Annotated in this window: 14 protein-coding genes; 6 read left to right on the forward strand and 8 right to left on the reverse strand. The window is 50.2% G+C overall.

From position 1 onward, the window contains the following. Positions 1–768 carry an ABC transporter ATP-binding protein gene (locus VGN67_RS23470; protein ID WP_327489801.1) on the reverse strand — a complete coding sequence of 256 codons (768 nt, stop codon included), beginning with the start codon at positions 766–768 and terminating at the stop codon, positions 1–3. A gap of 49 nt (positions 769–817) precedes the next feature. Next, a complete protein-coding gene (locus VGN67_RS23475; protein ID WP_327489803.1) occupies positions 818–1,546 on the reverse strand; it encodes an ABC transporter permease in 729 nt (242 codons plus the stop codon). Positions 1,547–1,693: 147 nt separating this feature from the next. Here VGN67_RS23475 and VGN67_RS23480 point away from each other — a divergent pair, with 147 nt between their 5' ends. Beyond that, positions 1,694–2,401, forward strand: coding sequence for an SDR family oxidoreductase (locus VGN67_RS23480; RefSeq protein ID WP_327489805.1), 708 nt, complete (start codon positions 1,694–1,696; stop codon positions 2,399–2,401). 73 nt (positions 2,402–2,474) lie between these two features. Next, positions 2,475–3,383 (forward strand): ROK family protein, encoded by a 909-nt coding sequence (locus tag VGN67_RS23485; RefSeq protein ID WP_327489807.1) that lies wholly within the window; start codon positions 2,475–2,477, stop codon positions 3,381–3,383. A 165-nt stretch (positions 3,384–3,548) separates the two neighbouring features. Here the strand turns inward: VGN67_RS23485 and murB are convergent, their stop codons facing one another. Continuing rightward, positions 3,549–4,565 carry a UDP-N-acetylmuramate dehydrogenase gene (gene murB, locus VGN67_RS23490; protein WP_327489809.1) on the reverse strand — a complete coding sequence of 339 codons (1,017 nt, stop codon included), beginning with the start codon at positions 4,563–4,565 and terminating at the stop codon, positions 3,549–3,551. A 120-nt stretch (positions 4,566–4,685) separates the two neighbouring features. Between murB and VGN67_RS23495 the strand changes: the two genes are divergently transcribed. After that, positions 4,686–5,264: an SPOR domain-containing protein gene (locus VGN67_RS23495; protein WP_327489812.1), complete on the forward strand. Its 579-nt coding sequence runs from the start codon at positions 4,686–4,688 to the stop codon at positions 5,262–5,264. A 94-nt stretch (positions 5,265–5,358) separates the two neighbouring features. After that, positions 5,359–6,471 (forward strand): GDP-mannose 4,6-dehydratase, encoded by a 1,113-nt coding sequence (gene gmd, locus VGN67_RS23500; protein WP_327489813.1) that lies wholly within the window; start codon positions 5,359–5,361, stop codon positions 6,469–6,471. Between the two features lie 96 nt (positions 6,472–6,567). Here gmd and VGN67_RS23505 read toward each other — a convergent pair whose 3' ends face one another. From VGN67_RS23505 to VGN67_RS23525, 5 genes are all read right to left on the reverse strand, one after another. Then, entirely contained in the window at positions 6,568–8,103 is a 1,536-nt protein-coding gene (locus VGN67_RS23505) for a trypsin-like peptidase domain-containing protein (RefSeq protein WP_327489815.1), read from the reverse strand. Between the two features lie 220 nt (positions 8,104–8,323). Then, the gene (locus tag VGN67_RS23510; protein ID WP_327489817.1) at positions 8,324–8,755 is read right to left on the reverse strand and encodes an Hsp20/alpha crystallin family protein; all 432 of its coding nucleotides are present in this window, start codon (positions 8,753–8,755) and stop codon (positions 8,324–8,326) included. Between the two features lie 369 nt (positions 8,756–9,124). After that, positions 9,125–9,877: a ribonuclease III gene (gene rnc / locus VGN67_RS23515; RefSeq protein ID WP_327489819.1), complete on the reverse strand. Its 753-nt coding sequence runs from the start codon at positions 9,875–9,877 to the stop codon at positions 9,125–9,127. Between the two features lie 14 nt (positions 9,878–9,891). Continuing rightward, a complete protein-coding gene (gene fabF, locus VGN67_RS23520) occupies positions 9,892–11,145 on the reverse strand; it encodes a beta-ketoacyl-ACP synthase II (protein WP_327489821.1) in 1,254 nt (417 codons plus the stop codon). Between the two features lie 45 nt (positions 11,146–11,190). Next, complete coding sequence (locus tag VGN67_RS23525) at positions 11,191–11,427, reverse strand: acyl carrier protein (RefSeq protein ID WP_184169831.1); 237 nt, start codon at positions 11,425–11,427, stop codon at positions 11,191–11,193. A 230-nt stretch (positions 11,428–11,657) separates the two neighbouring features. Here VGN67_RS23525 and kdsA point away from each other — a divergent pair, with 230 nt between their 5' ends. Further along, entirely contained in the window at positions 11,658–12,473 is an 816-nt protein-coding gene (kdsA, locus tag VGN67_RS23530) for a 3-deoxy-8-phosphooctulonate synthase (protein WP_327489826.1), read from the forward strand. A 75-nt stretch (positions 12,474–12,548) separates the two neighbouring features. Beyond that, positions 12,549–13,217: a phosphatase PAP2 family protein gene (locus VGN67_RS23535; protein WP_327489828.1), complete on the forward strand. Its 669-nt coding sequence runs from the start codon at positions 12,549–12,551 to the stop codon at positions 13,215–13,217. Positions 13,218–13,235 lie beyond the last annotated feature (18 nt).

The following is a 13,235-nucleotide window of genomic DNA, read 5'->3' on the forward strand; positions in this document are numbered from 1 at the left end:
TTACCGTGCCGTTGAATTGGGCTTGGGAGCCTGGTCGCGGAGAAGCTTATTGGCAAAGACAAATTCATTCAACTCGGGTACGCTGGAGTGAATCAGGGAGACATTATCACCTTCCCACAGCTTCAGGCCCTTGTACAGGAACATAACGTTCTGGCCAATCTCCATCACCGAATTCATATCGTGCGTAATCACGATGGTCGTGATCTGGTACTCCTCCGTAATCTCTTTAATCAGTTCATCAATCTTTACGGCGGTCAGGGGGTCAAGTCCGGAGTTAGGTTCGTCACAAAACAGGTACTTGGGGTTCATAACTATGGCCCGGGCTATACCTACCCGTTTTTTCATACCCCCGCTTATTTCGGAGGGCATCCGTTTGCCGGTACCTTCCAGCCCCACCCGCTGCAGACAAAACTCTACCCGCTCGCGTTTTTCGGCTTCGCTCTGGCTGGTAAGCATATCCAGCGGAAAGCGTACGTTCTGCTCTACCGTCTTGGAATCAAACAAGGCACCTCCCTGAAACAAGACCCCCATTTCCCGACGGATGGCCTGTTTGTCTTCGTCGTCGCCCCGGTAAAAGTCACGCCCGTCGTACAGGATTTGTCCCCGATCGGGCTTAATCAGTCCAATGACGCACTTCAGCAGCACGCTTTTTCCGGTACCACTCCCCCCGATAATCAGGTTAGTTTCTCCTTTCCGGAGGGTACCACTGATACCCTTCAGTACCTCGTTGCCATTAAATGCTTTAGCTATATCTTTTAATTCGATCATATACTTAATACCTCTAAAAAACCGCTCTTGTGGTTTAACTCCCTTTCTTTTACAGGAAAAGCTGGGCCAGCAGGTAGTCGGCTACCAGTATGGCAATACAGCTGTTGGTAACCGCCTGCGTACTGGATTGCCCTACTTCCAGGGCTCCTCCTTTGGTAAAGTACCCCTGGTAGGAAGAAATGGTTGAAATAAGGAATCCAAACACAAAAGGCTTCACACACATGAAGAAAATATTATACGGGACAAAGGAATCACGGATTCCTTCCACGTAGTCTTTGGGGGTAAGTACCCCCGTAAGCGTACCCGCCAGATACCCACCCAAAATACCCAGAAAAGCCGAAAGAATGACCAGCATCGGGAAGGTAACCATAGCCGCGATTACCTTGGGCAGTACCAGGTAAGAAGCCGAGTTAATGCCCATTACTTCCAGGGCGTCGACCTGCTCAGTGATACGCATGGTACCCAGCTCACCGGCAATATTGGAACCTACCTTACCGGCCAGTACCACGCAGGTAATAGTAGGAGCCAGCTCCAGAATTTCCATGTCCCGCACAATGAGCGCTACGGTTGACACCGGAATAAACGGGCTTACCAGGTTGTAGGCCGTTTGAATACAGGAAACCGCCCCGATAAACGTAGAAACAATGGCTACAATAAAAACAGAGTTGACCCCGATATTAACGGCTTCTTCCAGGAAGCGAGTCCAGTAAATAGACAGCTTTTCACGACGGGTAAACAGATAGCCCAGAAAAACAAAGTATTTGCCAATGGTTACCATGAGGGTACCGGATAAATCAGTTAGTTAAGTAGGTAATGAAATAAAAAAAGTGAAGGTTCCCGGATATTATAGACTGATAACCATACTACTTCAAACTATATCCCATATTTTCGGGAAAATTAGTAAATAAATAGCCCAAACAGAAAAATGAAACCATTAGCAGTAGTAACGGGCGGGACAAAAGGCATCGGCCGGGCATTGGTGGAGCGTTTTGCCGGGGGAGGTTTTGATGTCGTTACCTGTGCCAGACACGAGCCCGACCTGCGGGCTTTACAGCAGGAGCTTTCCGCCGCTACCGGCAGCCATATCCTGGGCCAAAAAGCCGATCTGTCGGTCCGGACGGACCTGGATAGTTTTATAGGCTTTATGAACGCGCTGGAGCGGCCGGTGGATGTACTTATTAACAACACCGGAGTATTTATACCGGGACAAATCCATAACGAAGCCGAAGGGGTACTGGAAAAAAGCATTGAAACAAACCTGTACAGTGCCTACTACCTTACCCGGGGCCTGCTTGGGCCCATGATGGAGCGGCGGCAGGGGCATATATTCATGATGTGCTCTACGGCCAGTGTAACGGCTTACCCCAACGGCGGCTCTTACTGCATCTCCAAGTTTGCGCTGTACGGCCTGACAAAAGTCCTGCGGGAGGAAATGAAGCCCCACGGGGTGAAAGTGACGGCCCTGCTACCCGGCGCTACCCTCACCAGCAGCTGGGAAGGTACCGACCTGCCCGAAGAGCGTTTTATGAAGGCAGAAGATGTGGCCGAAACTATCTGGAGCGCGTATCATCTGTCGCCGGGGGCGGTGGTGGAGGAGATTCTGATGCGCCCCCAACTGGGTGACATTGGCTGAGATAGTGGTGAATGTAGTAGAATTAATTAACTTTCGGCTCGAATCAAAAACTCGTATCATACTCTTTTTCTAAATGGATCAATACCTCGGCATAGACGTAGGCGGGACCAACGTAAAAATGGGAATCGTGGACGCCACTGATGGACGTATTTCAAACTTTTACAGCCACGACACCGCCAGCTGGCGTAAATCAGGTCATTTTATTGAGCGCCTCGGCGATGCTATCTCGCTTCAGCTTATTGAGTACCCCCAGGTAAAGCGGGTAGGTATTGGCGTTCCGGGCCTCATTACCCGCGATCGTACTACCCTGCTGGAAATTACGGCTATTCCCGAAATTGACGGTATTACGGTAGTACCTGACCTGAAGAAACGGTTTCCTCAGCACGAGTTTTTCCTTGAAAACGACGCCAACGCCGCCGCCCTGGGCGAATACTACTTCGGCGAAGACAAGCTACCCGAAGACTACATATTCGTTACCTTAGGTACGGGTATTGGCGGAGCGGCCATTATTGATAAAAGAGTATTCAAAGGAGGAGGTGGTAACGCCATGGAGCCGGGGCACATTCCTTCCAAGCACGGGCGGGTACTGGAGCGCAATATCGGCAAGAAAGAGCTGCTGGACATGGCGAACGAAATGCGCAGTACCTACCAGGGCAAAACCCAGCTACCCAACGATGGTACTATCTCTACGACGGGACTGGTGGCCGCGGCCGGTGAAGGCGATGAACTGGCCAGGCAGATTTTTGACGAAATGGGCTACATGCTGGGCGAAGGCCTCGTAGCCATGATCCGCATTCTGGATATTACCACCATCCTGATCGGGGGCGGCCTTTCGGCTTCTTTTGATTATATAATGCCTTCGGTCAATGAGCGGCTGCGGTACTGGCTGACTCCCTACTACGAAAAAACCCTGGTGGTAAAGAAAGCCACGCTGGCCAACGATGCCGGTCTGCTGGGGGCTGCTTCTTTGTGTTTTGAATAAAGGAAAACGGCTTTACTTACCAGTAGTCATATAATAAAGCGGCGCAAGGTACCTGGTACCCTGCGCCGCTTTTGTATTTGTAAATCCTGTATCAAATAAAGACCCGTACTTATCTGTATGGGCCAGAAAGTCAAAGAAGGCTAACACCTGCTACCTCACCTCTCTTCAAATAAAGTTGACTTCGGGCGTAAGCCGAATCCCGAATTTTTCTTCGACCGAATCCTGCACCCGTCCAGCCAGTTCTTTAATTTGTTCGCCGGTACCACCGCCGTAGTTCACCAGTACCAGTGCCTGGCGGGCGTGTACCCCCACCTGACCTTCCCGGAAGCCCTTCCAGCCCGCTTGTTCAATGAGCCAGCCTGCGGGTACCTTTACCCTGTCGGGGGCGGTGTCGTAACCGGGGACGGCGGGGTACTGCTCCCTGAGCTGGTTGAACTGCGCCTTAGGTATTTCCGGATTTTTAAAGAAGCTACCCGCGTTACCAATCTGAGCGGGGTCGGGTAGCTTGCTCTGGCGTATCCGGATTACGGCCTCGCTGATAGCCCGGGTACTTAGTTCCTCCACGTTCATATCGGCCAGCGTTTTTTGAATATCGCCGTAGGAGGTCCGAAAGGAAGGTACCTTGCTGAGCCGGAAAGTAACGGAAGTAATAATGTACTGTCCGCGGAGGTCACGCTTGAATACACTCTCGCGGTAACCAAACCGGCACTCTTCGGCCCCAAACTGTCTCAGGTCGGCCGTTTGGATATGGATGGCTTCCAGCTCTTCAAATACCTCTCTGATCTCTACCCCGTAGGCACCAATATTCTGCATGGGTGCCGCGCCTACCGTACCCGGAATAAGCGATAAGTTTTCAAGGCCAGAGTAGCCTTTCCCGACGCTATACATAACCAGGTCGTGCCACCATTCTCCCGCGCCTACGCGCAGCCATACGTGCTCCTGGTCTTCTTTGATTTTCTCAATACCCTTTATGGCTATCCTGATTACCAGTGCGTTTATATCCTGCGTTAGTAGTACATTACTACCTCCGCCCAGTACCAGTTTAGGTTCATTTTGCCAGCGGGGAGCCAGCAGGAGTTGGCGCAGCTCGTCCGGGGAGGTTACTTCAGCGAAGTACCGGGCTTTAGCCTCCAGGCCGAATGTATTATAAGGAAGGAGAGAAACGTTTTCTAGTAACTGCATACACTATGAACACTTAATACTGCAAAGGTAGAGAATAGGAGCACAACAATAGGGCGGGCGGGAATGTTAATCCATTTATGGTTATGTTTGTATACGAATTTTATAGTCCGCGATAATAGTATGATACGTGCAAGAGTAATAACCCTGCTTATTTTGGGAGTTGGAGTAGCAGGAATGTCGGCCTGCAGCAGGAAGGGAGCGGCCGCAGGTTCAGGTACTGAGTACCGGGAAGATCTCTCAAGGGTACGGCCCAGGTACTCCTATGTAGAGCCAACCCTCCAGAAAAGCAAGGCTCCGGAGCGTAAAGAGCAGCCGGTACGGCGGCCTTCGGCCAAAGACGACACCCCGCTGTACATCAACAAGCGGCTGGAAGCCGCCCTGGATACCATGTATAATCAGAATAAAGCCATCCGGTATATCAATGGGTATAGAATACAGATGTATGTGGGGAACGTTCGGGGCGAAGCAGATGCCGCCAAAGCGTACATATACCAGATGTTCCCGGATCTTAATCCCTACGTATCTTACTCACAACCCACTTACCGGGTAAAAGTTGGTGATTTTATGTACCGGTCCGACGCCGAACAGTACCTGGAGCAGATACGCCAAAAGTACCCTTCCTCCATTATTCTGTCCGACCGTGTTGAAATAAAGCGGGGGCTGCAGATTGGTGCTTCTGCGGAAGCCACCAAAGAGTAAAGAGAAAGTGCCGCTTGCTAAATAAAGTAGTTGAATTACAGGTTCAATACTTATTTTTGTGGCGCTATTATTATCACCCACCTATTTTAATAAAATGAAGAAAGCGCTTATTACCGGTATTACCGGGCAGGATGGAGCTTACCTGGCGGAGTTGCTGCTGGAAAAAGGATACGAGGTACACGGCATCAAACGCCGTACATCCTTATTCAATACCCAGCGGATTGACCATATGTACGAAGATCCGCACGAGAAAGACGTTCGTTTTCACCTGCACTACGGGGACCTGAGCGACTCTACCAATATCATCCGGATTATTCAGGAAGTACAGCCCGACGAAATTTATAACCTGGGAGCCATGTCACATGTTCAGGTAAGCTTCCAGGAGCCCGAGTATACGGCCAACGTGGACGGTATAGGTACCTTGCGGATACTTGAAGCCGTACGACTGCTGGGCCTGACCAAAAAGACCCGCATTTACCAGGCTTCTACCTCCGAGCTGTACGGACTGGTACAGGAAGTACCTCAGTCGGAGCGAACACCCTTTTATCCCCGCTCTCCCTACGCCGTGGCCAAGCTTTACGGCTACTGGATTACCGTCAACTACCGCGAGGCCTACAATATGTTTGCGGTAAATGGTATCCTGTTCAACCACGAGTCACCCCTGCGTGGTGAAACCTTTGTTACCCGCAAAATAACCCGCGCCGTGGCTCGCATAGCCCTGGGCCTGCAGGATAAAACCTACCTGGGTAACCTGGACGCCCGCCGCGACTGGGGCCACGCCAAAGACTTTGTAGAAGCCATGTGGCTGATCTTACAGCAGGACCAGGCCGAAGACTACGTGATTGCCACCGGACATACTACCTCTATCCGTGATTTTGTACGGATGGCCTTTGCCGAAGTAGGCATGGAAGTAGAGTTTCAGGGCGAAGGCGTGGCGGAAAGAGCAGTAGTAACCAAGTGCAACAATCCCTTGTACCAGATTCCGGTGGGTAAAGAAGTGGTGTGCATTGACGAGCGGTACTTCCGGCCTACGGAGGTAGAGCTGCTCATTGGAGATCCTACCAAAGCCATGACCAAGCTGGGCTGGAAGCCCAAGTACGACTTGCCCGCGCTGGTGAAAGACATGGTTAGTGCGGACCTGGAACTGTTCAAGAAAGACCAACTGCTGGAAAGCAGCGGACACCGCGTTATGAACTATTACGAATAGTAGTTCTTCCAGGTACAAGCTAACAACAGCTTTATAAACAAGAATAGCCCGGACCATCAGGCCCGGGCTATTCTTGTTTTGGTTTATGGTTAATGCTTAGAGTCGAAACCCGAAAGTAAATACATCACGGGGTGCATCCATATAGAAACCTTCAAACTGCACCATCGTATCGGCTTTACCAGAGAGAGATTGTTCCATCTCCTGGACAGAACGTACGGCCTTACCGTTGACCTTCGTAATGATAAAGCCTTTTTCTACACCTCGACGGGCTAATTTTCCATCTTCAACAGCAATCACTTTAATACCACCGGGTATATTAAATCGGGCTAAACGCTGCACTTCCTGGTCGTTCAGGTTGCCAAAGCGAGCGCCCAGGCTACCCAGTGCACTGGTAGTCGCTTCACGACGCACTACTTCTGAACCACCGGTCCGGTTTCTCAGGGTAATGTTCAGGTCTCTTTCCTGTCCGTTACGGTTCACCGTTACGGATACCTTGTCGCCAGGGCGGTGCAAACCAATGGCCTGCTGTAGTTGCGGAATAGTCGTAACCGGAATGTTGTCTATCCGTACAATCACGTCTCCTTTAACTACACCTGCTGCTTTGGCGGCGCTGTTGTCAGTAAAGTCGCGTACATATACACCGTCACTTATTTTTACACCGTACTCTTCGGCCTTACGGCTATCCAGGTCATCCAGGGCTATACCCAGGTACCCGCGCTGTACGGCACCAAACTTAATAATATCGCTGGATACTTTTTTCACGATGCTGGCAGGTACTGCAAATGCATAACCGGCAAAGCTACCCGTTGGGCTGGCGATGGCGGTATTAATACCAATCAGTTCACCTTTAAGGTTTACCAGGGCTCCACCACTATTACCGGGGTTTACCACGGCGTCAGTCTGGATAAAAGACTCCAGGGGAGAATCACCTTCAAAATCACCGCTGTTGCCGTACTTACGGGCGTACTCCTGGCTTATAATTCCCAGGCCCCGTCCTTTGGCACTGATAATACCTGCTGTTACAGTAGACTCAAGGTTAAACGGATTACCTACCGCTACGACCCATTCGCCCACTTTTACGGCGTCCGAGTTTCCAAATACAACCGCCGGAAGGTCCTTACGGTCAACTTTAATAACGGCAATATCGGTTGAAGGGTCAGTACCTACTACTCTTGCCGGTATCTTACTCTTATTGTAAAGCGTTACTTCCAGTTCGGTTGCTCCTTCAACTACGTGGTTGTTGGTAGCAATATAGCCGTCGGAGCTGATAATAACCCCGGAACCCGAAGCTTCGGCCCGCTGGGGGCTACGCTGCGAGCCTCGTAGTTCATCACCAAAAAACTCACGCATAATATCGGGGATTTGCTGGCCACCACCACCACGGGCCGCCTGGCGCATCATGCTGGACTTAATATGCACAACTGTGGGTGTAGTCACTTCGGCGGCATAGATAAAGTCGCCCGGAGCGCCTGCTGGAAGTCCGGTAGTGGTAAAGCGTGATAGAGATGCGGATGGAGCTTCTTTAAAAATCACATCACGCTCACCATCAGAATCTAGTAGTTTGAAGCCGGCTATAGTTGTAGCACTTGACAGTAGCCCAACCAGCACTATTGCTTTCCAATTTGTTTTCATAGCCATTATATAGGGGTTAATAAATCTATAAACGAAACGCACGTAGGGTAGTAATCCATTCCCGGGTACGGGGTATTTAACAATTTTTAACAAAGATAATTAACTCAAAAAAGAATCATACCAAATGATGATGAGGTATAGATCCATTTAACAAACAGAAGCGGTATCTGTTCGAAAAGATACCGCTCCTTTGTCATATCCGGTTCCGCAGAAGTACTTGTTACTTTATTTCAATTTGCCGGGCGGGCTTCACTTTAGCCTCTTCCCGCTTAGGGAGCTCAATGCTCAGGACACCGTCGGTGTAGGAGGCCTCAATCCGCTCACTGTCAATGGTAGCGGGAAGCGTAAAAGTACGCTGGAAAGAAGCATACTTAAACTCCCGGCGGGTGTACTTCTCCCTGGTTTGCTCTTCGTTCTGCTCTTTTTGAGCCGAAATAGTCAGCCGGTTGTGATTCAGGTTCAGTTTGAAATCTGTTTTCTGCATACCAGGAGCGGCCAGTTCTATCCGGTATCCTTCGGTATGTTCAACCACATTGGCCGCCGGAACACTGCCATGTACCGCCGGAGCAAATACTTCATTCAAGGCATCTTTCCCAAAAAAACTATCCAGCAAAGCCGGATAAGCATATCCATTTTTCAATACCGCATTCATAGCTGACAAGTGTTTTTAGTTTTAGCTGATAAAATTTATTTTCTGATAAGCTTATAGCCCTTAAAATACAATAGATATACCACCGCGTATTTTTAGCCAAAAAGCGACAAAATGGCGTATTTAGGAATGAAAATCTGACGGAACAAGACAAATTGTCCTGGTAAATGGCGACATTGAAAGAATCCTGACCCAAAAGAGAGGTAGCAAGTACTTGAAAAGTAAAAAAGTAAAGAAGTTAGGTTGAACCGGGAGAAGCTTTTCCGGGGAAAAAGTAATGGGGAATATTATCTCATGTAAAGCAGCTGAGTAGTAGAGTATCAGCTACATCTGGTTGGCAGAACCCAAAAGAAGAAAGTACCTGCCGAAAAATTATTTCAGTTCTAACTGCTCACAGGCTTTTTCGGCCGCCGATTGTTCCGCTTTTTTCTTGGTATACCCGTTCCCGACGGCAAAGGGTTCATCATCCACCAGTAGTCGCGAGATAAATTCGCGGTGGTGGCGATTGCCCCGCTCTTCCACTATTTCAAAGCGTACATCTTTGCCTTCGCGCTGGGCCCACTCAATCACCAGACTCTTGAAATTGACATTGTTCTGGATGATGTTGTCGAGGTCGTAATGAGCAAGTAGTTTTTTAATAATAAACTTGCGGGTAAAGGTAAAGCCTTTGTCCAGGTAGATAGCCCCTACGAAAGCTTCGAGGGCGTCGCCGTACATAGAGGAGCGGGGCGACATGCCGCGGCGGTTGCCATCGTACTCAATGAGGCGGTCGAGGCCCAGTTTGCGGGAAATCTGGTTGAGGGTTTCACGGTTAACAATCCGGGAGCGGATTTCGGTCAGGAAGCCTTCGTCTTTGTAGGGGTACTTCGTAAACAGAAATTCTGCAACGACCATACCCAGTACGGAGTCGCCCAGGTACTCCAGGCGTTCGTTTGATTCCCGAAAGCCCTGAATAGCGGTTTCTTTCGAGGCCGAAGTATGGCGAAAAGCCAGCTGGTACACGCGCAGATTGGAGGGGCGCTCTCCCAGAATATGGGCTATAGCCTGCTTGAATTTTTTCTCTTCAATCTCGTTTTCAGTTGATTTGAAGAGGGAAATAATCGGTTGCAGGACTCGCTTCGCCAAAGGAGACAACTAGGTTAGGCGTCCAGCTTTTTGAAAATGACGGAAGCATTGTGCCCGCCAAAACCAAAGGTATTACTGAGCGCGATGTTAACGGTACGTTGCTGAGCCTTGTCAAAAGTAAGGTTCAAACGGGGATTGATCTCAGGATCATCCGTAAAGTGGTTGATGGTAGGCGGTATCACCTGGTCCTGAATAGCCAGGATACAGGCGGCAGCCTCAATAGCCCCGGCACCACCCAGCAGGTGGCCCGTCATAGACTTGGTTGAGCTTATGTTGAGGTCGTAGGCCGCGTCGCCAAATAGACGCTCAATAGCCTTTATCTCCTGGGGATCTCCGATGGGAGTAGAAGTACCGTGCGTATTAATATAATCTACGTCTTCGGGTTGGATACCAGCATCGGCAAGTGCATTCTTCATGACCATGTAAGCACCGTGCCCCTCGGGATGGGGCGCTGTAATATGGTAGGCGTCGGAGGTCATACCGGCACCAATCATTTCCGCGTAGATCTTGGCGCCACGGGCTTTAGCGTGCTCGTACTCTTCCAGAATGAGTGCCGCGCCGCCTTCTCCCAGTACAAAGCCATCCCGATCCTTGTCATAGGGGCGAGAAGCGGTTTCGGGAGAATCGTTACGTTCAGAAAGAGCTTTCAGGGCGTTAAAGCCTCCTACACCGGCACTCGTAATAGCCGCTTCGGACCCGCCGCTGATACAGACGTCCATCATACCCAGCCGGATATAGTTGTAGGCATCAATGAGGGCATTGGTAGAGGAAGCACAGGCCGAAACCGTAATAAAAGTAGGTCCCCGAAAGCCGTAGCGGATAGAAATAACGCCGCAGGCGCTGTCCGCTATCATCTTGGGAATAAAAAATGGATTGAAGCGTGGATTCCTGCCCCCTTCGCTGAAGTTGATTACTTCGTCCTCAAAGGTTTTCAGTCCGCCAATCCCCGATCCCCAGATCACACCCGCTTTGTCCAGATCAAGCTGTTCCAGATTAAAGCCGGCATCCTTCATGGCCTCATCGGCGGCAATGAAGGCATATTGGGTAAAGGGGTCCATTTTACGAGCTTCCTGCCGGGGAATGTAATTATTCAGATCCAGACCTTTTACCTCACAGGCAAAACGGGTACGAAACCTTTCAGCGTCGAATCGGGTAATGGGCGCGGCACCACTGACGCCGGCTACCAGATTCTTCCAAAAAGTCGGGACATCATTTCCTACTGGCGTAAGTGCGCCTAATCCGGTAACTACAACTCGCTTGAAACTCATAAAATGGACTAAAAGGGAAGATGATACTGGGGGTAAACGTCAGGGTTACTTCACGTTTTCTTCCAGATAGGCAACAGCCTGACCTACCGTACCGATATTCTCAGCCTGGTCGTCAGGAATAGAGATGTTAAATTCTTTCTCAAATTCCATGATCAACTCAACGGTATCAAGAGAGTCGGCTCCCAAGTCGTTTGTGAAGCTAGCCTCGGGCGTTACCTCCGACTCTTCTACGCCGAGTTTCTCGACGATAATTTGCTTAACTCTTTCTGCGATTTCTGACATTTTGTAAGCGCTTTTTGGTTAAAAACGCCACAAAGAAAGAGATTTCAAATCACTTTGTCAAACAATTTTTAATGCACTGTGGTAGGTAATGAAATTGGTAACAAAAAAAAATTATCAGAATATCAATGATTTACAGAATTTTGATTGGCTCTGAAAGTGGATATACCCCAGAACAACCCAGAGAACCGTACCTTTGAAAAATTTTCATCCAAAACCGACCTTCTGAGCTTATGCTGCGTATTTCAGACCTTCGTTATACCGATTCTCCCCATTTTTTCCTGATGGCTGGTCCGTGCGCCGTTGAAGGGCGGGACATGGCACTGCGCATTGCCGAACAAATTGTCACCATAACCGACCGCCTGAAGATCCCCTATATATTTAAAGGTTCCTACCGCAAGGCCAATCGCACCAAACTGGATTCTTTTACGGGAATAGGCGACGAGAAGGCGCTGAAAATCTTAAAAGAAGTACATGATACCTTTGGGGTACCTACTGTCACCGACATCCATGAAGCGCCGGAGGCAGCTATGGCTGCCGAATACGTGGATGTACTACAAATTCCGGCTTTCCTGTGCCGTCAGACCGACCTGCTGGTAGCTGCCGCCCAGACTGGCAAGGTGGTTAACGTAAAAAAAGGACAGTTTTTGTCGGGTGCTTCGATGGGCTTCGCGGTAGAGAAAATAGGCGCTACTAACCCGCAGGCGCAGGTCATCCTGACCGACCGGGGCAATACCTTCGGCTACGGCGACCTGGTTGTAGACTACCGCAACCTGCCCGAGATGCAGGCTTTTGGAGTACCCGTGGTAATGGACTGTACACACTCGCTGCAGCAGCCCAACCAAACCAGTGGCGTAACGGGCGGTAAACCCCGACTCATCGAAACCATTGCCAAAGCCGCCATTGCGGTCGGGGCGGACGGGCTGTTTATGGAAACCCACTACAATCCTGCCGAGGCCCGGTCCGACGCCGCCAATATGCTTCCGCTGGACCAGCTGGAGGGCTTGTTACAGCGGTTATTGCGCGTCAGGGAGGCGGTAGTGGCCTAAGTACTTCAAGTACCTGATCCTTCTGGCTGAGCACCACGCCATTTTTATCCACCGTTTTTATCATTTCCGTCCCCAATGAAATTATTCCTGAGGTTTTTTTTCTTACTCCTGCTTTTCCTGCACGGGGCTTTTGGATTGAGGGCCCAGTACGCTACCGATACCGCCGGCCTTGCTTTTAAGACCAAAATGATTGTAGTCCCGGTGTCCCTGATGGCGTCGGGTCTTATTGTTCAGGGAAGCATCAGCCGTCAGCTCCAGAACCGGATTATATTTCGGTACCCGGGCTTTCAGAACAGCGCCGACGATTACCTCGACTTTCTGCCGGGTGCCGTTAGCCTGGGTTTGGGAGCGGCCGGAGTCAAGGGTAAGCACCAGTTTGGTGAACAGGTGATCCTGACGGTGCTGTCGGCAATAGCGGCTCAGGGAGTTACCCAAAGTTTTAAAATGCTGGCTAAGTACCCCCGGCCAGACAATATCGGGTACGATGCCTTTCCGTCCGGCCATACTACCATGGCCTTTACCAGTGCCACGCTGCTGCACCAGGAGTACGGGCACCGGAGCGTTTGGTACAGTGTAGGAGGTTATGGTACGGCCGTGTCGGTGGGGACATTGCGAATGCTGAACAACCGGCACTGGCTGTCGGACGTACTGTTTGGAGCAGGAGTGGGGATAGGGGCCACCAAAGCTGTATACTATATGTACCCGCGTATCAAAAGAAAAATAACCAAGCGGCGGCAAAGGTAGTGGCCCGGCTTCGGGTAC

The sequence above is a fragment of the Telluribacter sp. genome, from assembly GCF_035998675.1.
Lineage (GTDB): Bacteria > Bacteroidota > Bacteroidia > Cytophagales > Spirosomataceae > Telluribacter.